We start from the raw sequence: 20995 nt of genomic DNA on the forward strand, positions 1-20995 counted from the left end.
ATTCCTCACGGAACCAGGCCATTCTAATCCGGCGCGCTAATACAAGGGTGGGCAAAGCGGAAGCGTGCCCACCATCCCTGTCCACATGCGTGAGATCGTGGGCACGGCGCTGTCGCGCCTCTGCCCACCCTACGATGTCTTCATCGACGCAACAGAAAAGCCCCGGGGACATCTCCGGGGCTTTTGTCGTTTCGCGCCTCGCAGCGCAGTGCGATTACGTCCGCGTCCGCATCCGCATCATGAAGCTGTCGAAGCTGAGCTCGGCGACCTGCATCCAGGCCAGCGAGTCGGCCCGGTAGGCGGTCAGGCTCGCATACATCTTGCCGAAATGCGGATTGCTCTTGGCGAGATCGGCGTAGATCTCGCCCGCCGCGCCATAGCAGGCCTCGAGCACCTCCTGGGGGAATGGCTTGAGGATCGCGCCGGCGGCGAGCAGCCGCTTGAGCGCGGGCGGATTGACCGAGTCGTACTTGCCGGTCACCCAGGTGAAGGTATCGAGCGAGGCCGCCGAAATCGCCGCCTGATAATGTTTCGGCAGCGCATTCCACTTCTCGAGATTCATGATGTTGTGGCCCTGGCCGGTGCCTTCCCACCAGCCCGGATAGTAGTAGTACTTCGCGACCTTCACGAAGCCGAGCTTCTCGTCGTCATACGGGCCCACCCACTCGGCCGCGTCGATCGTGCCCTTCTCCAGCGCCGGATAGATGTCGCCGGCCGCGATCTGCTGCGGCACGCCGCCGAGCTTCGAGATGATGGTGCCGGCGAACCCGCCGACGCGGAATTTCAGGCCCTTGAGATCGTCGACGGTCTTGATCTCCTTGCGGAACCAGCCGCCCATCTGGGCACCGGTCGAGCCTGTCGGAACGCCGATCGCATTATGCTCCTTCAGCAGATCGTTGAGCATCTCCTGACCGCCATTCCACAACAGCCAGGAGATGTGCTGGCGGGTGTTGAGACCGAACGGCAGCGACGTGCCGAAGGTGAATGCCGGGTTCTTGCCCCAATAGTAATAGAGCGCAGTGTTGCCGATCTCGACGGTGCCGTTCGAGACGGCGTCGAGCACTTGCAGGCCCGGCACGATTTCGCCGGCGGCAAAGGGCTGGATCTGGAAGCGGTTGTCGGTGATCTCGGCGACGCGTTTGCAGAAATATTCGCAGCCGCCATAGAGCGTATCGAGTGATTTTGGCCAGCTCGCCGCCAGCCGCCATTTCACCTCGGGCATCGATTGTGCAACGGCCGGCGCGGCAACTGCACTCGCGGCCAGGCCCAGCCCGCCTGCCGTCAGAAACTTACGACGTTCCATGCGTCTCCCCTCTTCCTGTGATGTCGTGTCCTCGACGAGGGATCGCGATCTTGCGTCGCTTTATCTTCGCCGCTGGCCGACGTTTCTTGGCGTCCGAGATTTGGATGTCCCGGATCGCGGTCAGGATGACCAAAGGGGGAGCGCAAATCAAGCGCACTTTGGTTGCGCTATCGTCGCTGCCGTTCAATGCTGCGCTGCGAACGCGGCTTCCATGGCCTTTCGAACCTTCACCGTCTCATTGCCCGCGTCGAACTCGACGTCACTCCAGTGCACCACCGCGCCGTGTGCGACGTCGTGTTTCAGCTTCAGGCGATGCGCAAGTCCGATCGGCAAGGCGCCGGCCTTCAGGCTTGCTGCCGCCGGTACCAGCTTGCCCCACACCGTGTAGCCGCCTTCGCCGTCCAGCATCTCGCCCGCGCGCAAATTGCGCTTGGCGACCGCTGCGACGTCGCCCCGGAAGCCGCTGGCCTGGCCGGTTGGCTCGCCGCGCAGCGCGGCCGACAGCACCGAGATATTCAGCTCGAGCCCGATCAGATGATAGGGCTTGTACATTGCAGCATAGCGTCCGCTGGCGTCGGTCTTGAGGCCGTATTGCCTGAAGCAGTCGGCGGCGTAGTCGTTCGGCGCCTCCAGCACGACATAGACGCCCCAGCGCAGGTCGCGAAACACCGGCCGTCCGTCGCGCTCGAGCGAGGACACGACCTCCACCAGGCCCGCCCGATCCAGCACGCCGCCGCGCGAGCGCGGCCGCATGATGTGCGGGAGGTCGTCGACGCCGCAGGGCGGAAACAGCAGGCCGTCCGCGGGTACGTCGAGGGCGCAGGCATTGGCGATCGCAGCCATCTCGATCGCCGATTTGGTGCCGTCGAGGAAGGAGTTGAACATCTGCGGATTCATGCCGGCCGATTGTGCCTCGCCCGCGGTGAGGCCGTAATGCTGCCAGACGCCGTCAGGCGTCACGTCGTGATAGGCCGGCAGGTATTTTGTCCCCTTGCCGGCGGCGACCACGCGGAAACCTGTGGCGCGGGCCCAGTCGACCATCTCCGCGGTCAATGCGGGCTGGTCACCATAGGCGAGCGAATAGACCACGCCCGCCTTGCGCGCTTCCTCGGCGAGCAGCGGACCTGCCAGCACGTCGGCCTCGACATTCACCATTACGATATGCTTGCCCGCCCCGATCGCGGCGCGCGCATGCCTGATCCCGACGGCGGGATTTCCGGTCGCCTCCACCACCACGTCCATCGCGCCGCCGGCAATGGCGCGCGCGCCGTCATCGGTGAAGACCGTTGCGGCGATCCGCTCAGAGCTCCAGCCGACCGTGCGGCAGGCCTCGCGTGCGCGGTCGCGGTCGATGTCGACGATGATGGGCACTTCCAGCCCCGGCGTGTGGGGCACCTGCGCCAGAAACATCGAGCCGAACTTGCCCGCGCCGATCAGCGCGACACGAACGGGCTTGCCGGCGGAGGCGCGGGCCTGGAGGAGGCGGAAGAGGTTCATGGGAAATGTCCAGGATTGCAGTTGTGATCGGGGGACCACGCGAACTATCAACGTCGTCATTCCGGGGCGCGACGAAGTCGCGAGCCCGGAATCCATACTCCCGATGGTGGTTATGGATTCCGGGCTCGACGCTACGCGTCGCCCCGGAATGACAGTGAGAGACTACTCCGCCGCTTGCCTTGGTGCACGGGCAAGCCGCAGCAGCGCGTCGTCGTCCACCGTCTTGATCGGGGCGAAGTCGCGATGCGCGATGTAGTCCGGCCGCGTGGGATTGCGGATGTAGTTCGAGACGGCGTTCAGCGTCAGGTACACGATCTTGCGTGGGAAGGGCGTGATGTTGCCGGCCGAGCCGTGCACGAGATTGCCGTGGAACATCAGCATGCCCCCCGGCTTGCCGGTCGGCGCCACGATGCCGCCCTCCTTCACCAGCCGCGTCACCGTCGCCTCGTCCAGCGTCCACAGCGGATAGGAGGTGGTGGCGAGATCATGCGAGGCCTGGAGATCGCCGGCATTCTGGCTGCGCGGCACCAGCATCAGGGGACCGTTGATCGGCATCACCTCGTCGAGGAAGATCGCAATGTTCATGGCCCGCGGCTCCGGCATGCCGTCGTCGCGCTTCCAGGTGCCGTAATCCTGGTGCCATTGCCAGACATCGCCGGTGAAGGCCGATTTCGCGTTGATCTTGAACTGGTGCATGTAGACGGGCTCGCCGAACAGCTGCTCGACCGGATCGATCATGCGCGGATGCGCGCCGAGGAGGCCGAACGCCTCATTGTAGAGATGCGCGGCAAAAGCCGTGCGCGGCGCGCCGCTCTTCTCGCGCCAGACTTCGGGACGGTTTGCGTCGTAAATGCCGACCGCCTCGCGCGCCAGCAGATCGACCTCTTCCTGGCTGAACAGCTCGGGCAGGAACAGCCAGCCCTCGCGGTGGAAGAACTCCAATTGCTCCTGAGACAGTTTCATGGGCCGTTTCCTCCTGTTTTGTTTGTTTTTGTCATTCCGGGGCGGGACGAAGTCGCGAGCCCGGAATCCATTTCTCCGCAGTTTCTGAGGCCCGATGGATTCCGGGTCGCGCTGTCGCCCGCCCGGAATGACGGCGTTTGTCGCTACGCCGCCGCTTCCTCCGTCGCCCTCAATCTCTCCTCAGTCATCCGTCCCGCCGTCTGCGCGTGCGCCAGCGCGGCGGCTTCGGCCGCCTTAACGTCGCCCGCGAGAATGTGTCCGGCGATATCGGCATGTTCGGCCCAGGCGCTGCCGCGGTAGTCGAGCTCCGACAGCACCGTCGCCATCGAGCGGCGCATGTGTGGCCATTGCGGCGCAATGGTCTCCTCGATCACGGGATTCCCGGCGAGCTGATAGATCGCGCGGTGAAAATCCACGTCGAGCACGATCAGTTCAGTGAGTGTCGTGTTGCGGTCGATGCCGCGCCCCGCGGCGAACGCAGCCTCCAGCCGTGCGCGTCCTGCCGCGTCGCTGGCGGCGCGCTTCGCCGCAAGCCGCGCGGCCAGCGCGTCGATCGCGCCGCGCACCTCGTAGAGTTGGCGGATGCGCGCGGGATCGAGCTGGGTGACCTCAAAGCCGCGCTTGCCGCTCTCGGCGACCAGACCCTGGCGGTGCAGCAGGTGCAGCGCATGCGAGACAGGCTGGCGCGACACGCCGAGCCTGTCGGCGAGCTCGTTCTGCCGGATGCGCTGGCCGGGCTGAAGCGTGCGGTCGGAGATCGCCTCCAGGATCCGGGCATAGACCTGGTCGATCAGGTTCGGGAGCGGGTCGAGAGGGATCACGCCGGCGGCTCCTACGAGGGAATACGGAATTCCGTATTCGACGGTATCGCGGGAGGGGAAGGGCGTCAAGACGGGCTCCGCGCCCACGCCATGGCGCCCCGTGCTGCTCCACTAAGTCATTGATATTACTGTGCCCGTCTACTGTGCATGGGGTTGTTTTCGCAAAAAGGCGCCCGCCTCAGCCCTCCAGCACCTCCACCTCCAGCGCGGCAATCCCTTCCGCATCGGCCAGCGCCTCGATCCCGGCGATACGTTCGCCGTTGAACGTCACACGCAGCGCGATGCGCAGCTGTCCGCCGAGAATGACGGCAACGCCGATCTCGCCGTCGACCAGCGCCGTCCGCGCGGCCTGGGCGCGGCCCTTGTAGAGCTGCGCGACCGCGTCCGCGCCGCGGATCTCCGGCAGCGAGCCGAGCCGCACCGCGGCCATATCGGCGCGGAATACGACGTCGGGATCGAGCACGGCGAGCAGCCCCTCGAAATTGCCCTCGCGCGATGCCTTGAGGAAAGCATCGACGATTCCGCGCTGGCGCGACAGGTCGGTCTCGGGCACCGGTGCCCCCTGCACGCGCCGCCGCGCCCGGCTTGCAAGCTGTCGCGACGCGTCGACCGAGCGGCCGACGATCGGCGCGATCTCCTCGAAGGGCACTGCGAACATGTCGTGCAGCACGAAGGCGAGCCGCTCCGCCGGCTGCAAAGTCTCGAGCACGACGAGCAGCGCCGCGCCGACGGAATCGGCCATCTCCGCTTCGCGCTCCCGCGTTTCGTCGACCGGCTCCGGCACATGCGGGCCCATCGGCTCTTCCTTGCGCGACTTCCGCGCGCGCAGCATGTCGAGGCAGATGCGCGCGACCACGGTCGTCAGCCAGCCGCGCAAATTCGCGACATCGGACATGTCGTAGCGGCTGACCCGGAGCCAGGCCTCCTGCACGGCATCGTCGACCTCTGCGCCGGAGCCCAGCATCCGGTAGGCGACCGCGCGCAGATGGTCCCTGCTGGCCTCGAACTGGTGGCTGAGAAAATTGTCTTCGAAGTTTTTTTCGGTCATCGGTCACATTCCCTCGTCGCGATCCGTCATGCCCATGACGAAGCCAATCCGGCCGATGTGACCGGAACCTTCGCAATTCGAGCGATGGAGACGAAAAAGATGCACGCCCGCATGAATCACCCTGTCATGGTCCTCCCCGAGGCCATGAATGTCCTGCAGTCCCTCGGTAATCTGACCAAGCAGGGTCTGCCGGAAAAGCTCCTGGAACTGGTGCACCTGCGCGCCAGCCAGATCAACGGTTGCAGCGTCTGTGTCGACATGCATCCCAAGATCGCCCGCAAGCTGGGCGAGACCGACGAGCGCCTGTTCGCCGTGTCCGCCTGGCGCGATGCGCCCTATTTCACCGACGCCGAGCGCGCCGCGCTGGCGCTGACCGAGGCCGTCACGCGTCTCGCCGATCGCGAGGATCCGGTGCCCGACGCAATCTGGAACGAGGCCGACAAGCATTTCGACGAGCGCGAGCTCGCAACGCTGGTCCTCTCGATTGCCACTATCAACGTCTGGAACCGGCTGAACGCGACGATCAAGATGCCGGTCGGCGTTTGGAAGGTGTGAGGTCTCTCTTGCCTCTCCCCGCTTGCGGGGAGAGCTCCTATTCCGCCAGGAACCTGCTCACCACTTCGCCGAACTCCAGCGGGGCCTGCTCGAACATCCAGTGGCCGGCGTTCGGAATCACCGCCGTCCGGGCACCTGCGATATGCTCGGCAAGCACGCGCCACATCACCGAGAGGCTTCCCGTTGTCGCCCCGCCACCGATCAGCAGCGTCGGCGTCCGGATCGCCTGCGCATCGCTGATCGTGTAGGGCCTGCGCTGCTCGTTGATCTGGCCGAGGAAGGTCAGCGCGTTGTCGCGCAGCTGCTGCTTTGCCGCTGCCGGCACGCGCCGCCACGAGCCGTCACCCTCGATGCCCTCGTAGAAATTCTGCAGCGCGGCCTCGATATCGCCGGCGCGGATCATCTCGACCGATCGCGCGGTGCGCGCGGCCAGCGGCGGATGCGCGGGCGTGCCTTCCGGCACCGGCAGCGATGCGTCGAGATCGCCGCCCGGCTCGGCCAGCACCAGCTTTCGCACCAGATCAGGCCGCGCCTGCGCCACGCGAAACGCGATGTGTCCGCCGCGCGAATGACCCATCAGGTCGACGGGGCCGGGCCTCACTTGCTCGATGAAGGCGATCATATCGGCGACGTGCTGCGCCATCTTGTAATCGTCGCCGACGGCGTCCCAATGCTCAGGGAAGAAATGCCGCAGGCTGACCGAGATCACCCGATGCGTCTTCGACAGCGGGCCGAGCACCGAATACCAGGTGCGGAAGTCGCCGAGCGTGCCGTGCACGCAGACCAGTGGATGGCCCTCTCCGACTTCGAGATAGGCCATGTCGTAACCGTTGACGCGAAATGTGTGCATGATCAACTCGCCAGGAAGTCGAGAACCACTTCGGAGTATTTTTGCGGCGCCTGCTCGAACATCGGATGCGTTGCGCTCGGGATGATCGCGGTCTTCGAATAGGGCACATGCGCCGCGAGCGCATGCAGCACCTTCGGCAGCAGGCCCTTGGTCCGCGCCCCCAGGATGAACAGCGTTGGCATCTTGATCTGCTCCGCATCCGCCTTCGAGAACGGCGGGCGGTTGTCACGGACCTGCCCGATCAGCGTATAGGCATTATCGCGCAAATTCTGCTTCACCATCGCCGGCAGCCGCGGCCAGGTGCCGGCGCCTTCCAGCGTGTCCACGAACACGGCGAGGCCGCCGTCGACATCGCCGGCGGCGATCTTCTCGGCCGAGGCCACGAAGCGCGCCAGGAGCGGCGAGGGCCCGCCGGCATAATCGGGGTCGAGGCTCGCATCGAGTTCGCCGCCGGGCTCGGCCAAAATCAGCCGCCGCAACAGATCTGGCCGCCGCTGCGCCACGCGGAAACAGATGTGCCCGCCGCGGGAATGGCCCATCAGGTCGACTGGGCCGAGATCGAGCTTCTCGATGAAGGCGATGACGTCGTCGACATGCTGGGCGATCGAGTAGGTGTCGCCGATGCCGTCCCATCGCGCCGGGAAGAAGTGCCGCAGGCTCACAGCGATCACCCGATGCCGCTGGGTCAGTGGGCCGAGCACGCAGCCCCAGGCCCGGAAGTCGTTGAGCGAGCCGTGCACGCAGACCAGTGGCGGTCGGCCCCTGTCTTCGCCCACGTCGAGATAGGGCATGTCGTAACCGTTGACAGGGAGGCTCTGCATTTCGGGACTCGCGAGGCGGGCGGAACTCCTGTGCAAGATTCCCGGAAACCGGGTGGATCGCAACTATTTCCAAGCCTAGATTTAGGCCGAGATCACATTGGGGGCATGCGACGGGAACGCAAGCTCAGGAACCAAGCCATGACCGACCAGCATTTTGCCCTGTTCGACACCAGGATCGGCCTCTGCGCCATCGCCTGGGGCCCGCGCGGTATCAACGGCACGCAATTGCCGATGGGCGGCGAGCAGAAGATCCGCACCCGCATCAGCCAGCGCCACGGTGATGCCGTTGAGGCCGAGCCGACCCCTGAGGTGCAAGAGGCGATCGACCGCATGACAAAACTGCTCGCGGGCGAGCCGGATGACCTCACCGATATCGAGCTCGATCTCGACGGCGTGCCCGAGTTCAACCGCGGCGTCTACGAGATCGCCCGCGCCATCCCGCCCGGCAAGACCCTCACCTATGGCGACATCGCCAAGCAGCTCGGCGGCGTCCAGCTCTCGCGCGACGTCGGCCAGGCGCTCGGTCACAATCCGTGCCCGATCGTGGTGCCCTGCCATCGCGTGCTGGCTGCCGGCAACAAGCCCGGCGGCTTCTCGGCCAATGGCGGCGTGGTGACGAAGCTGAAGATGCTCGAGATCGAAGGCGCGCTGGTGAACCACACGCCGAGTTTGTTTGATTGAGACTACGGCAGCGTAGGGTGGGTTAGCCGAAGGCGTAACCCACCACCTTTGTCTCCGCAGAAGCAGAAGAGGTGGGTTATGCTTCGCTAACCCACCCTACGAACCGAGTGCTAAATCTTCGCCGCCGTCTTCGGCCAATATTTGTCGCGCAAATGCCGCTTCACCAGCTTGCCCGTGGGCGTGCGCGGCAGCTCCGCTTCGAAATCGATCGAACGCGGGCACTTGATGGCGGAGAGGCGGCCCTTGCAATAGGCGATCAAATCGGCCTCGAGCGCCTTGCCGGCGCGGCTCATGTCGTGCGGCTGCACCACCGCCTTCACCTCTTCACCCATCTCCTCGTTCGGCACGCCGAACACCGCAACGTCGGCGACGTCGGGGTGGGTGATCAGCACGTCCTCGGTCTCCTGCGGGTAGATGTTCACGCCGCCCGAGATGATCATGTAGGACTTGCGGTCGGTGAGATAGAGGAAGCCCTCCTTGTCGAGATAGCCGACATCGCCGAGCGTCGACCATCCTTTCGCGTTGTAGGCCTTCTTCGTCTTCTCGGGGTCGTTGTGATAGGTGAACGCTGGCGCGTCGGCGAAATAGACCGTGCCGATCTCGCCGAGCGGTTGCTCCTCGTCGTTCTCGTCCAGAATCTTGATCTTGCCGACCACGGCGCGGCCGACGCTGCCGCGATGCTCCAGCCATTGTTGCGAATTGCAGACGGTGACGCCGTTGCCTTCCGAGCCCGCGTAATACTCGATCAGGATCGGCCCCCACCATTCGATCATCTTCGCCTTGACGTCGATCGGGCAGGGAGCGGCGGCGTGGATCGCGCCCTTGAGCGTGGAGACGTTGTATCGGTTGCGAACCTCGTCCGGTAGCTTCAGCATGCGCACGAACATGGTCGGCACCAGCTGTGATTGGGTGACCTTGTATTTCTCGACGAGCTTGAGGAATTCCTCGGCGTCGAAATGCTCCATGATGATGGAGGTGCCGCCGAGCACGACCGCCATCATGTTGAAGCGCAAGGGAGCCGCGTGATAGAGCGGCGCAGGCGAGAGATAGGTGCTCTCTGCGTTCATGCCGCACATGTCGGCGCAGAGCACGCGCAGGAAGGCGTTCGGCACGTCGATCCTGTTGCCTTCGAACGCCTTCTTGATGCCTTTGGGCCGGCCGGTGGTGCCGGACGAATACAGCATGTCGTAACCGGCGACCTCATCCGTAACAGGCGTGGTCGGCTGCGCCGCGGCCTCCTTGTCGTAGGAGCGAAAGCCGGGCTGTGGCTCGTCCATCATGTAGAAGACCGGCTCGCCGGGGGTGCCCTTGATCAGGCCTTTGATCTGGTCGGCGCATTTCGGCGTGGTGATCACGACCTTGGCGCCGCAATCAGCGATGATGTAGTCGATCTCGTCCTGCTTCAGATAGCGGCTGATCGCGGTGTAATAGAGCCCGCTCCGCTGCGCGGCCCAGCACAGCTCCATGAAGGCGAGGCGGTTCTCCATCAGCAGCGCGATGTGGTCGCCGGCCGTGAGGCCGAGCGAGCGGAACAGATGGGCGCCCTGGTTCGAAAGCTCGTCGAGCTCGCGATAGGTGATCGCCTTGCCGGTGCCGGCCATCCGGTAGGCGATCTTGTCGGGCGTGGTGCGGGCGTGGATGGAGGGGTGAGTCATGGTCGATATCTCGCGGCAAAAAAGGTGTCATCCCGGCCTAGTGCGCAATTGCGCACGGGGGGCCGGGATCCATAACCACAGGCCTGGTGTTGAAACGAGATGGAGCTCCGGCGCGGCATAACCGCAGCCTCCTGTGGTTATGGGTCCCGGATCGGCGCGCGCTTGAGGCGCGCTTGTCCGGGACGACACTATCTGTATGGCCGCAGCTTAAAGCCGCTCCACGATCGTCACGTTCGCCATGCCGCCGCCTTCGCACATGGTCTGCAGGCCGTAGCGCTTGCCGCGCTGGTGCAGGGCGTGGACCAGCGTCGTCATCAGCTTGGTGCCGGAGCCGCCGAGCGGATGGCCGAGCGCGATGGCGCCGCCGTTGACGTTGAGCCTGTCAGGATCGGCGCCGGTCGTCTTGAGCCAGCCCGTGGGCACCGAGGCGAAGGCCTCGTTGACCTCGAACAGGTCGATGTCGCCGATCTTCATGCCGGCCTTTTCCAGCGCCTTCTTGGTGGCGTGCAGGGGGGCATCGAGCATGATGACGGGATCGCCGCCAGTCATGGTCATATGATGGATGCGAGCCAGCGGCTTCACGCCGAGCTGCTTGAGGCCGCGCTCGTTGACGACCATCACGCCGGAGGCGCCGTCGCAGATCTGGCTGGCGCTGGCCGCGGTCAGCTTGCCGTTCTCGGCGATCAGCTTGACGCCCTTGATACGGTCGAGGGTGGCATCGAAGCGGATGCCCTCGTCGATGTGGTGGGTGTCCTTGCTGCCGTCGGCGCGGGTGATCTCGAGCGGCACGATCTCCTTCTTGAAGTGGCCGGCTTGCGTTGCCGCGATCGCGCGCTGATGGCTGTTATAGGAATATTCGTCCAGATCATCCTTCGACAGGCCGTACTTCTCGGCCATCATCTCCGCGCCGGTGAACTGGCTGAACACGATGTTGGGATAGCGCTGCTCGATGCCCGGGCTCTTGTAATTGCCAAAGCCATTCTTGGCGGGAAGCTGCGAGGACAGGCCCATCGGCACGCGCGTCATCGATTCCACGCCGGCAGCGATCACGACGTCCATGGTGCCGGACATCACCGCTTGCGCGGCGAAGTGCAGTGCCTGCTGCGAGGAGCCGCACTGGCGGTCGATCGAGGTGCCGGGCACGCTCTCCGGCAGCTTCGAGGCCATGATGGCGTTGCGCGCGACATTGTTGGACTGTTCGCCGACCTGCATGACGCAGCCCATGATCACGTCCTCGACCAGCGCAGGATCGACCTTGGTGCGGTCGACCAGCTCGTTCAGCACTTTTGCCGCGAGATCGGCCGGATGCCAGCCAGCGAGACGGCCCCCCTTGCGCCCGCCCGCGGTACGCGCAGCGGCGACGATGTAAGCCTCGGCCATGTCGGTTTCTCCCTGAATTCTTGATTGGGTCGGTTGTCGGGGCGGATTTAAGGGACGCAAGATGATTTAGTCAATCGATCAATTAATTCTTGTGATGAGGCGCTGCTTGGGCTTATCTGCGTGCCTCTCGAGGTGCATTCAGGGATCTCCGTGGCTACCAGCGTACCGAACAGGCTCCCCAGCGGAAAAAATTCCACGGCAGAGAAATTGCTCGTGGCCGCGAGCGAGCTGATGATCGAACGCTCCTCGATCGAGATTTCGCTCAGCGACATCGCCCAGAAGTCGGGCGCCAACGCCGCGCTGGTCAAATATCACTTCGGCAACAAGGACGGCCTGCTGCTGGCACTGCTCGCGCGGGATGCCGCGACCGAGATGTCCAATCTCGAATATCTGCTGGCGCAGCCGATCACGGCGACGGCGAAGCTCAAACTGCATATCGGCGGCATCATCCGCGCCTATCACCGGTTCCCCTATATGAACCGGCTGATCCACTATCTCCTGCACGAGAGCGTCGCCGGCTCCGCGGACGAAGTTTCAAAATTCTTCGTGGCGCCGCTGCTCGACTTTCACCGCCGCCTGCTCGCCGAGGGCGTCAGCCGCGGCGAATTCCGCCCGACCGATCCGGTGCTGTTCTACACCAGCCTGATCGGCGCCTGCGATCATCTGTTCTTTGGCCGGCACGCGATGTCCCGCGCGACCGGCGTCGGCCCGGTCACCGACGACGTCTGCCGGCAATATATCAAGCACATGGAAACGCTGATCTGCGGCGGCATCCTCACGCAAGCCGGGGAAGCTGCCGCGGCCGGATGATCCGGCCGCAACTCTCAAGTCTAGAGAAGAAACGTCCAAGGAAAGGTAGCCTGTCATGGAATTGAAAGACGTAGCCGTTCTCATCACCGGCGGTGGTTCGGGCCTCGGCGAGGCGACCGCCCGCGCCATGGCGGCCAAGGGCGCCAGGATCGGCGTGATCGACCAGAACAAGGAGAATGCCGAGAAGGTCGCGGCCGAGGTGAAGGGCGTGGCGCTCCATGCCGACGTCACCAGCGAAGAGCAGATCAAGGCCGCGATCGCCAAGGCGGAAGCCGCGCATGGCGTTGCGCGGGTGCTGATGAACTGCGCCGGCATCGGCGGCTCGCAGCGCATCGTCGGCCGTGACGGCGTCTATCCCCTGGAGAAGTTCGCGCGCATCATCAACGTCAATCTGATCGGCACCTTCAACTGCCTGCGGCTGTTCGCCGAGCGCCTCGTCACGATCGAGCCAGTCGGTGAAGAGCGCGGCGTCATCATCAATACGGCCTCGGTTGCCGCTTACGAAGGACAGATCGGCCAGATCGCCTATTCGGCCTCGAAGGGCGGCGTCGTCGGTTTGACTTTGCCGGCCGCGCGCGATCTCGCCAGCCAGAAGATCCGAGTCAACACCATCGCGCCCGGCCTGTTCTTCACGCCGCTGCTGATGGGGCTGAACGAGGAGGCCCGCAAGAGCCTGGGCGCGCAGGTGCCGCATCCCTCGCGCCTTGGCGACGCCAAGGAATACGGCTCGCTCGCGGTGCATATCGTCGAGAACCCGATGCTGAACGGCGAGACCATCCGTCTCGACGGTGCCATCCGCATGGCGCCGAGGTAGCTGCAAACTCCGCTGTCGTCCCGGCGAAAGCCGGGACCCATACTCCGCGGCGTCTGTGGCGGGCACGCTGGCAGACGCGGTGCGCAAACAACAAACGCCTGTGGTTATGGGTCCCGGCTCGCGCTTCGCTTGGCCGGGACGACAGTGAGGAGGAGCGCCCCATGTCCCAACCGCTGCTGATCGAGCATGATGACGGCGTCGACCGGGTGACGCTCAATCGTCCTGACAGTCTCAACGCGCTCGATCCCGCGCTGATCGATGCGCTCAACGTTTATTTCCAGGGCCTCCAGCGCAACCGCGACACGCGTGTCGTGGTGCTGAAGGGGGCCGGCAAGAACTTTTGCGCGGGCCTCGATCTCAAGGCGGCCGTGGCCCGCCGGGCCGGGCAACAGGAGCCGCCTGGCGTCACGGAGTCGCTGGATTCGCAGCGCCGCATCGCCGACATCGTGATGCTGATGCGGCGCTGTCCGCAGCCAATCATCTCTCTCGTGCAAGGCGCGGCGGCCGGCGGCGGCTTTGCGCTGGCGCTTGCCTCCGACATCCGCATCGCGACGAAATCGGCGCGGATGAACTGCGCCTTCATCAAGCTCGGCCTGGGCGGCTGCGACATCGGCACCAGCTATTTCTTGCCGCGCCTCGTCGGCGTGTCCGTGGCGTCGGAGCTGATCCTCACCGGCCGGTTCATCGGCGCCGAGCGCGCGCTGGCGGTCGGGCTGGTCTCGGAGGTCGTCGAGGAAGACAAGCTCGATGCGGCGGCCGAACCCTATGTCGAGGCGATGATGACGGCGTCGCCCGTGGGCCTGCGTCTCTCCAAGGAATGCCTCAACATGAGCGTCGATGCGGGATCGCTGGAAGCAGTTATCGCTATGGAAGATCGCAACCAGGTCCTGTGCAGCCGTTCCGAGGAATTCTCGGAAGGCATCAGGGCCTTCCTTGAGAAGCGAAAGCCTGTCTATATCAAGCGCTGAACGAGAACGATCCGCAAAGGACGATAATTCCGGGAGACGCAAAATGAGTGGAAGCGCGGCGGCTGTGATGACGAAGCCCGCCTTTCGCAAGATCGAATGGCTCGCGCGCGACATCGACGTCGAGCGCCGCAGCGACGGCACAGTGGTGCTGAAGTCGCGCATTCCGCTGCAAGCTTACGAGAAGCACATTCCGGCATCGCTGGCGAAATGGGCGAAGGAAGCGCCCGAGCGCATCTGGCTGGCGCAGCGCGGCGGTCCGAACCGCGAATGGCGCAAGGTGTCCTATGGCGAAGCCAAGCGCACCGTGGATGCGCTGACGCAAGGGCTGCTCAACCTGGGACTCGATGGTCGGCCCGTTGCGATCCTCTCCGGCAATTCGATCGAGCATGCGCTGATGACGCAGGCCGCGATGCAGGCGCGTTCGCCAGCGGCGCCGGTGTCGCCGGCCTATTCCTTGATGAGCCACGATCACGTCAAGCTGAAGTATCTGTTCGACCTGATCAAGCCGGCCGTGGTGATGGTGCAGGACGGCCCGACCTTCGAGAAGGCACTGAAGGCGATCGATCTCACCGGCGTCACCGTGGTTCACGTCGCGCGGCCATGTGAGGGCATCAAGAGCGTCAGCTTTGCTGAGCTCGCGGCAACTCCGGTGACCAAGGACGTCGAGGAGTCGATCGCCAAGATCACGCCCGACACCGTCGGCAAGCTGCTGTTCACGTCAGGCTCGACCGGCATGCCCAAGGCCGTCATCAACACGCAGAAGATGATGTGCGCCAATGCGGCGATGATGATGCAGGTGCGGCCGCGCTCGCCTGATGGTCCTGTTGCGACCATGCTGGACTGGATGCCCTGGAATCACACCATGGGCGGCAACGCGGCGTTCCACCCGATCCTGGTCGATGGCGGCACGCTCTATATCGACGATGGCCGGCCGATGCCGGGCCAGTTCGAGGAGACGCTGCGAAACCTGCGCGAGATCTCGCCGACCTACTACGCCAATGTACCGGCCGGTTACGCGGCGCTCGCGGCCGCCATGGAAAAGGATGATGCGCTCTGCCGCTCGTTCTTCAAGAACCTGTCGATCATGGCCTATGGCGGCGCGCGGCTGCCTGATGATCTCTACGATCGCATGCAGGCTCTCGCCGTCAAGACCACCGGCGAACGCATCGTGTTCTACACCGGCTGGGGCTCGACCGAGACCGCGCCGACCTCGACCGGCACCTATTGGGACACCGAGCGCGTCGGCCTGATCGGCCTGCCATTCCCCGGCGTCGAGTTGAAGATGGTGCCGTGCGGCTCGAAATACGAATTGCGGCTGCGCGGCGTCAACGTTACGCCGGGCTATTTCGGCCAGTCTGAGCTGACAAAGAAGATGTTCGACGAGGAAGGCTTTTACTGCATCGGCGATGCCGGGATCTTCGTCGACGATGCCGATCCGGTGAAGGGCATCATCTTTGCAGGCCGCGTGGTCGAAGACTTCAAGCTCACCACCGGCACCTTCGTGCATGTCGGCTCGCTGCGGACCGATGCGATCGCGGCGGCCACGCCTGTCGTGCACGACGCGCTGGTCGCGGGGCAGGACCGCCCGTTCATCGGCCTGCTCGCCTGGCCCAATTTGCACGCCTGCCGGCAACTCGTCGGCAATCCCGAGCTGAGCTTCGAGGACGCAGCGAAGCACCCCGAGATCGTCGCCTGCTTCAAGCGCGGGCTGGAGACGCACAACAGGGAGTGCGAAGGTGCCAGCAGCCGCATCATCGCGCGCGCCATGCTGATGGTCGAGCCGCCCTCGATCGACGGCAACGAACTCACCGACAAGGGCTACATCAACCAGCGCGCCGGCCTCGAACGCCGCGCGGCACTGGTCGAGCGGCTCTATGCCGACAAGCCTGATCAGGATGTGATCGTGCTGAAATGAAGACGACACTCGCTCACCTCGTCATTCCGGGATGGCCCGAAGGGCCAGGCCCGGAATCCATAACCCCGGCTCGTGGTTATGGATTCTCAGATGTGCAATTGCGCATCATAGCTCGCGACTTCGTCGCGCCCGGGAATGACGGTCTCAATGACAACGAATAAGAGGTAGCCCGCCATGAACTTCGATTTCTCCGACGACCAGAAGCAGCTCCGCGATCAGGCGCGCAAATTCCTCACCGAAAAATGCTCGCCGAAGGCGGTGCGTGTGGTGCTCGACGGCAAGGCGCCTTACGACAAGGAACTCTGGAAGGGCCTCGCCGAGATGGGTTTCCTCGGCGTCGCGATCCCCGAGGAATTCGGTGGCGCGGGCGCCGGCCATCTCGAGCTCTGCGTGATCGCCGAGGAGATGGGCCGCGCGAACGCGCCGGTGCCGTTCTCGTCAACCGTGTATCTCGCCGCCGAAGCGCTGCTGATCGCAGGCAGCGAGGCGCAAAAGAAGAAATGGCTGCCGGCGATTGCCTCGGGCGAGGCGATCGGCACGCTGGCGCTGTTCGAGGGCAAGGGCAATCCGTCGCCGAAGAGCGTCAAGCTCACGGCCGCGAACGGTGTCCTGAACGGCGTGAAGAAGCCTGTCGCCGACGGTGCGGTTGCCGACTTCGCGGTGGTCGCGGCGCGCACAGGAGCGAGCGGGCGCGACGGTGATATCTCGCTGTTCCTCGTTGATCTCAAGGCCGGTGGCGTCGAGGTGAAGAGCCTCACCAATCTCGATCCGACCCGCGGGCAGGCGGAGATCACCTTCAAGGACGCTAAGGCCGAGCCGCTCGGCGCTACCGGCGAAGGATGGAGCATTTTGACCCAGGTGCTCGACCGCGCCGCGGTGCTCTGTGCGTTCGAGCAGGTCGGCGGCTCCGACCGTGCGCTGGAAATGGGCCGCGACTACGCACTCGACCGCATCGCCTTCGGCCGCCAGATCGGCTCGTTCCAGGCGGTCAAGCACATGCTTGCCGACATGTATGTCTCGGCCACGCTGGCGCGCTCCAACAGCTATTACGGTGCCTGGGCGCTTTCGACCAACGCGGCTGAATTGCCCGAAGCCGCCGCTGCCGCGCGCATCAGCGCGACGCAGGCGTTCCAGCACTGCGCCAAGAACAACATCCAGGTCCACGGCGGCATGGGCTTCACCTGGGAGTTCGACTGCCACATGTACTACCGCCGCGCCAACGCCATGGCGCTCGGGCTCGGCAGCCTCAGCTATTGGGAAGACCAGTTGATCGACCGCATGCGCAAGAAGAATGCGGCGTAATCCGCCGCTCGTGTCCCGGACGCGATGCGGCATGTAATGCCGCTCCGCAGAGCCGGGACCCGGAGGCCGCAATGGACCCCGGATCTGCAGCGCATCACTTCGTGCTGCGCAGCGTCCGGGGAACGTAGGAGAGATGAGACCATGAACTTCGACGACACCCCGCAGGAAGCCGAGTTCCGCGCCACCGCGCGCGCCTGGATCGGTGCCAATGCGCCCAAGCAATACGAGGACGAGCTGCGCAAATCCTCGCTTGGCCGCACGCAGTTGAAAAACGCCAACATTCTCGAGGTCGCAAAAGCCTGGCAGAAAAAGAAGGCCGACGCCGGCTGGGCCTGTCTGCACTGGCCGAAAGAGTATGGCGGTCGCGGCTCATCGCCGATCGAGCGCGTGATCTGGCAGCAGGAGGAAGGGCCGTTCGGACTGCTGTCCCGCATGTTCATCATCGGCCACGGCATGTGCGGGCCGACCATGATGGCGTTCGCGCGCGAGGAGCATAAGCGCACCTATCTGCCGCCGTTGGCCTCCGGTGAAAAGATCTGGTGCCAGCTGTTCTCCGAACCGGCCGGCGGTTCTGACGTCGCCGGCCTGCGCACGCGCGCGGAAAAGGACGGCGACGACTGGATCATCAACGGCCAGAAGATCTGGACCTCGGGCGCGCATTATTCCGACTACGGCATCTTGCTCACGCGCACCGATCCGACCGTGCCCAAGCACAAGGGCCTCACCATGTTCTTCCTGGACATGAAGAGCCCGGGTGTCGAAGTGCGGCCGATCAAGCAGGCGAGCGGCGCTTCCGACTTCAACGAGGTCTATTTCACCAACGTCAGGATTCCTGATCATCAGCGCCTCGGCGAGGTCGGCGACGGCTGGAACGTCTCGCTGACCACGCTGATGAATGAGCGCAGCGCGATCGGCGCGGCCGTCGCGACCGGATTTCCGGAGCTGTTCGAGTACTGCTCCAGCCTGATGCTCGACGACGGCCCCGCGATCGAAGATCGCGCGGTGCGCTCGAAGCTGGCGAACTGGGCGGTGAAGGCGAGCGGGCTGAAATACACCAGCATGCGCGCGATCTCGGCGCTGTCGAAAGGCGAACGGCCGGGGCCGGAAAATTCCATCGGCAAGCTGGTGGCGGGCTCGATGATCCAGGACGTTGCGACCTACGCGTTGGACCTGCAGGGTGCGGGCGGCGTCGTCAGCGGCGAGGATGGCGAGCTCGCCGGCCGTTTCCAGGCGATGCTGCTGCGCGCGCCCGGCACCCGCGTCGAAGGCGGCACCGACGAGATCATGCGCAACATCATCGCCGAGCGGGTGCTGGGCCTGCCCGGCGATATCAGGGTCGACAAGGACGTGCCGTTCAACAAGATCCCGACGAAGGGAAGATGAGTTTCGTAGGTTAGCGCAGCGTAACCCACCGTTGGCTGCAACGACGCTCGACAGAAGTGGTGGGTTACGCCTTCGGCTAACCCACCCTACGCACCGCGCAAGGATTGAGAGGTCCGCCATGAATTTCGACGACACCCCGCAGGAAGCCGCGTTCCGCGCCTCCGCGCGCCAATGGATCGACGCCAATGCGCCGAAGGAGTTGCATGCCGAGCTGTCAAAATCCTCGCTCGGCCGCATTCGCCTTGCCAGCCACGACATCGTCGAGGTCGGCAAGGCCTGGCAGAAGAGGAAGTTCGAAGGCAATTGGGCCTGCCTGCACTGGCCGAAGGAATATGGCGGCCGTGGCGCGACGCCGATCGAGAAGGTGATCTGGCAGCAGGAAGAGGGTGTCTACGGCAAGCTGACGCAGCCGTTCCAGATCGGCGAGGGCATGTGCGGCCCGACCGTGATGGCCTTCGGCAGCGAGGACGCCAAGCGCCGCTATCTGCCGAAGCTGGCTTCGGGCGAGGAGATCTGGTGCCAGCTGTTCTCCGAACCGTCCGCCGGTTCGGACGTCGCCGGCTTGCGCACCCGCGCGGAGAAGAGAGGCGACAATTGGGTCGTCAACGGCCAGAAGATCTGGACCTCTGGCGCGCATTACTCCGACTATGGTCTGTTGATCGCGCGGACCGATCCGAACGTGCCCAAGCACAAGGGCCTCACCATGTTCTTCCTGGACATGAAGAGCCCCGGCGTCGAGGTGCGTCCGATCAGGCAGGCCAATGGCATGCAGGAGTTCAACGAGGTCTATTTCACCGACGTCGTGATCCCAGACAGCCAGCGGTTAGGGGCTGTCGGCGAGGGTTGGAGCGTCTCGCTGACCACGCTGATGAACGAGCGCATGTCGATCGGCTCGCGTCTTGCGACCGGCGTCCCGGAAATGTTCGAGTTCTGCTCCAATCTGATGCTGGAAGATGGCCTCGCGATCGACGATCCTGCGGTGCGTTCCAGGCTCGCGAGCTGGGCGGCCAAGTCGAGCGGGCTGAAATACACCAGCTACCGCACGATCTCGGCGCTGTCGAAGGGCGAGCGGCCAGGCCCGGAGAATTCGATCGGCAAGCTGGTGTCGGGCATGATGCTGCAGGACATCGCGACCTATGCCATGGACCTGCAAGGCGCGGCCGGTGTTCTCACGGGCAGCGACGAGGAAACCGTGCAGGGCCAGTTCCAGCAGATGCTGCTGTCCTCGCCCTCGATGCGCATCGCCGGCGGCACCGACGAGATCCTGCGCAACATCATCGCCGAGCGCGTGCTGGGACTGCCCGGCGACATCCGCGTCGACAAGGACGTGCCGTACAACAAGATCCCGACCAAGGGGCGGTGATATCACCTCTCGCTGCATCTCGTAGGGTGGGCAAAGCGAAGCGTGCCCACCATATGCAGATGCTCCGGAGCAAGTCTGTCGGTGGGCACGGCGCGATGCGCCTTTGCCCACCCTACGAGAAGAGCGCGAGCTGAACCATGGACGCTACCGTCAAACAAACCGATCGCATCGGCGTACTCGAAGAGCTGCTCAACGAGCGCTACTCCGTCCGGGCCTTCCTTCCCAAAGAGGTTGACCGCGCGACCATCGAGCATGTGCTGACCACCGCGCAGCGCACTGCGTCCTGGTGCAACAGCCAGCCCTGGCAGGTGATCATTGCCAGCGGCGAGGCCAAGGAGCGCTTCCGCAAGGCGATCTACGCGGAAGCCTCGGGCGGTCTCGGCGACGACTACGATTTCACGCCGCCGCGCGAGTATGTCGGTGTTTATCTGGAACGCCGACGCGAAAGCGGCTTTCAGCTCTACAACACGCTCGGCATCATCAGGGGCGACAGAAGCTCCTACGCCAGGCAGGCGCTGGAGAACTACAATTTCTTCGGCGCGCCGCATGTCGCCATCATTCACACCAACGAGCCGCTCGGCATTTACGGTGCGATCGATTGCGGCGCCTATGTCAGCAATTTCATGCTGGCCGCGCAGGCGCTCGGGCTGGGCACGATTCCGCAGGCGGCGCTCGCGCGGCATTCCGGATTGATCCGCCGCCACTTCAATCTGCCCGACGATCGCCGCGTCGTCTGCGGCATTTCGTTCGGCTATGCTGACGACGCCCACAAGGTCAACAGCTACCGCACCTCGCGCGCCAGCGTGGCCGAGACCGTGACCTTCGCGGACGAGTGATCAAGCGGCGTAGCTCTGCGCTATCGCTGC

Annotated in this window: 19 protein-coding genes; 10 read left to right on the forward strand and 9 right to left on the reverse strand. The window is 64.6% G+C overall.

All coding sequences use genetic code 11. From position 1 onward, the window contains the following. Nucleotides 1–214: 214 nt before the first annotated feature. From XI04_RS11210 to XI04_RS11230, 5 genes are all read right to left on the reverse strand, one after another. Complete coding sequence (locus tag XI04_RS11210) at nucleotides 215–1303, reverse strand: TRAP transporter substrate-binding protein (protein ID WP_028139955.1); 1089 nt, start codon at nucleotides 1301–1303, stop codon at nucleotides 215–217. 183 nt (nucleotides 1304–1486) lie between these two features. Next, on the reverse strand, nucleotides 1487–2800 hold the full coding sequence (locus XI04_RS11215; protein WP_271610536.1) for an NAD(P)H-dependent oxidoreductase: 1314 nt from the start codon (nucleotides 2798–2800) through the stop codon (nucleotides 1487–1489). A 162-nt stretch (nucleotides 2801–2962) separates the two neighbouring features. Beyond that, nucleotides 2963–3763: a phytanoyl-CoA dioxygenase family protein gene (locus XI04_RS11220; RefSeq protein WP_038950644.1), complete on the reverse strand. Its 801-nt coding sequence runs from the start codon at nucleotides 3761–3763 to the stop codon at nucleotides 2963–2965. A gap of 143 nt (nucleotides 3764–3906) precedes the next feature. Next, nucleotides 3907–4584 (reverse strand): GntR family transcriptional regulator, encoded by a 678-nt coding sequence (locus tag XI04_RS11225; protein ID WP_038950643.1) that lies wholly within the window; start codon nucleotides 4582–4584, stop codon nucleotides 3907–3909. A 178-nt stretch (nucleotides 4585–4762) separates the two neighbouring features. Continuing rightward, nucleotides 4763–5632: a sigma-70 family RNA polymerase sigma factor gene (locus tag XI04_RS11230; protein ID WP_095425163.1), complete on the reverse strand. Its 870-nt coding sequence runs from the start codon at nucleotides 5630–5632 to the stop codon at nucleotides 4763–4765. A 99-nt stretch (nucleotides 5633–5731) separates the two neighbouring features. Here XI04_RS11230 and XI04_RS11235 point away from each other — a divergent pair, with 99 nt between their 5' ends. Next, on the forward strand, nucleotides 5732–6187 hold the full coding sequence (locus tag XI04_RS11235; RefSeq protein ID WP_038950641.1) for a carboxymuconolactone decarboxylase family protein: 456 nt from the start codon (nucleotides 5732–5734) through the stop codon (nucleotides 6185–6187). 37 nt (nucleotides 6188–6224) lie between these two features. Here the strand turns inward: XI04_RS11235 and XI04_RS11240 are convergent, their stop codons facing one another. Together XI04_RS11240 and XI04_RS11245 are read right to left on the reverse strand one after the other, a co-directional pair. Next, complete coding sequence (locus XI04_RS11240) at nucleotides 6225–7037, reverse strand: alpha/beta fold hydrolase (protein ID WP_038973612.1); 813 nt, start codon at nucleotides 7035–7037, stop codon at nucleotides 6225–6227. A gap of 2 nt (nucleotides 7038–7039) precedes the next feature. Continuing rightward, the gene (locus tag XI04_RS11245) at nucleotides 7040–7858 is read right to left on the reverse strand and encodes an alpha/beta fold hydrolase (RefSeq protein WP_271610537.1); all 819 of its coding nucleotides are present in this window, start codon (nucleotides 7856–7858) and stop codon (nucleotides 7040–7042) included. 138 nt (nucleotides 7859–7996) lie between these two features. Between XI04_RS11245 and XI04_RS11250 the strand changes: the two genes are divergently transcribed. Further along, complete coding sequence (locus XI04_RS11250; RefSeq protein ID WP_038974666.1) at nucleotides 7997–8539, forward strand: methylated-DNA--[protein]-cysteine S-methyltransferase; 543 nt, start codon at nucleotides 7997–7999, stop codon at nucleotides 8537–8539. Between the two features lie 110 nt (nucleotides 8540–8649). On the opposite strand, the gene XI04_RS11255 is transcribed toward XI04_RS11250, so the two are convergent. Then, entirely contained in the window at nucleotides 8650–10194 is a 1545-nt protein-coding gene (locus XI04_RS11255; RefSeq protein WP_038973617.1) for an acyl-CoA synthetase, read from the reverse strand. Between the two features lie 207 nt (nucleotides 10195–10401). Next, nucleotides 10402–11574, reverse strand: a complete 1173-nt coding sequence (locus tag XI04_RS11260; RefSeq protein WP_271610538.1) for an acetyl-CoA C-acetyltransferase — start codon at nucleotides 11572–11574, stop codon at nucleotides 10402–10404. Nucleotides 11575–11724: 150 nt separating this feature from the next. On the opposite strand from XI04_RS11260, the gene XI04_RS11265 reads away from it, so the two are divergent. The 8 genes from XI04_RS11265 (at nucleotide 11725) to XI04_RS11300 (ending at nucleotide 20965) form a co-directional block, all read left to right on the forward strand. After that, nucleotides 11725–12384 carry a TetR family transcriptional regulator gene (locus XI04_RS11265; RefSeq protein WP_173015927.1) on the forward strand — a complete coding sequence of 220 codons (660 nt, stop codon included), beginning with the start codon at nucleotides 11725–11727 and terminating at the stop codon, nucleotides 12382–12384. Nucleotides 12385–12439: 55 nt separating this feature from the next. Then, on the forward strand, nucleotides 12440–13198 hold the full coding sequence (locus tag XI04_RS11270; protein ID WP_028139958.1) for an SDR family NAD(P)-dependent oxidoreductase: 759 nt from the start codon (nucleotides 12440–12442) through the stop codon (nucleotides 13196–13198). A gap of 161 nt (nucleotides 13199–13359) precedes the next feature. Further along, nucleotides 13360–14166, forward strand: coding sequence for an enoyl-CoA hydratase/isomerase family protein (locus tag XI04_RS11275; protein ID WP_038950634.1), 807 nt, complete (start codon nucleotides 13360–13362; stop codon nucleotides 14164–14166). A 43-nt stretch (nucleotides 14167–14209) separates the two neighbouring features. Next, nucleotides 14210–16081 (forward strand): AMP-binding protein, encoded by a 1872-nt coding sequence (locus tag XI04_RS11280; protein ID WP_152103634.1) that lies wholly within the window; start codon nucleotides 14210–14212, stop codon nucleotides 16079–16081. A gap of 174 nt (nucleotides 16082–16255) precedes the next feature. Next, nucleotides 16256–17383, forward strand: coding sequence for an acyl-CoA dehydrogenase family protein (locus tag XI04_RS11285; protein WP_152103633.1), 1128 nt, complete (start codon nucleotides 16256–16258; stop codon nucleotides 17381–17383). A gap of 141 nt (nucleotides 17384–17524) precedes the next feature. Next, a complete protein-coding gene (locus tag XI04_RS11290; protein ID WP_038950630.1) occupies nucleotides 17525–18766 on the forward strand; it encodes an acyl-CoA dehydrogenase in 1242 nt (413 codons plus the stop codon). Between the two features lie 118 nt (nucleotides 18767–18884). After that, a complete protein-coding gene (locus XI04_RS11295) occupies nucleotides 18885–20129 on the forward strand; it encodes an acyl-CoA dehydrogenase (protein WP_271611014.1) in 1245 nt (414 codons plus the stop codon). 137 nt (nucleotides 20130–20266) lie between these two features. Then, a complete protein-coding gene (locus XI04_RS11300; RefSeq protein WP_271610540.1) occupies nucleotides 20267–20965 on the forward strand; it encodes a nitroreductase in 699 nt (232 codons plus the stop codon). The last annotated feature ends 30 nt before the right edge of the window (nucleotides 20966–20995 follow it).

Origin of the sequence: Bradyrhizobium sp. CCBAU 11430, from assembly GCF_028128855.1 — a bacterium.
GTDB lineage: Bacteria > Pseudomonadota > Alphaproteobacteria > Rhizobiales > Xanthobacteraceae > Bradyrhizobium > Bradyrhizobium ottawaense.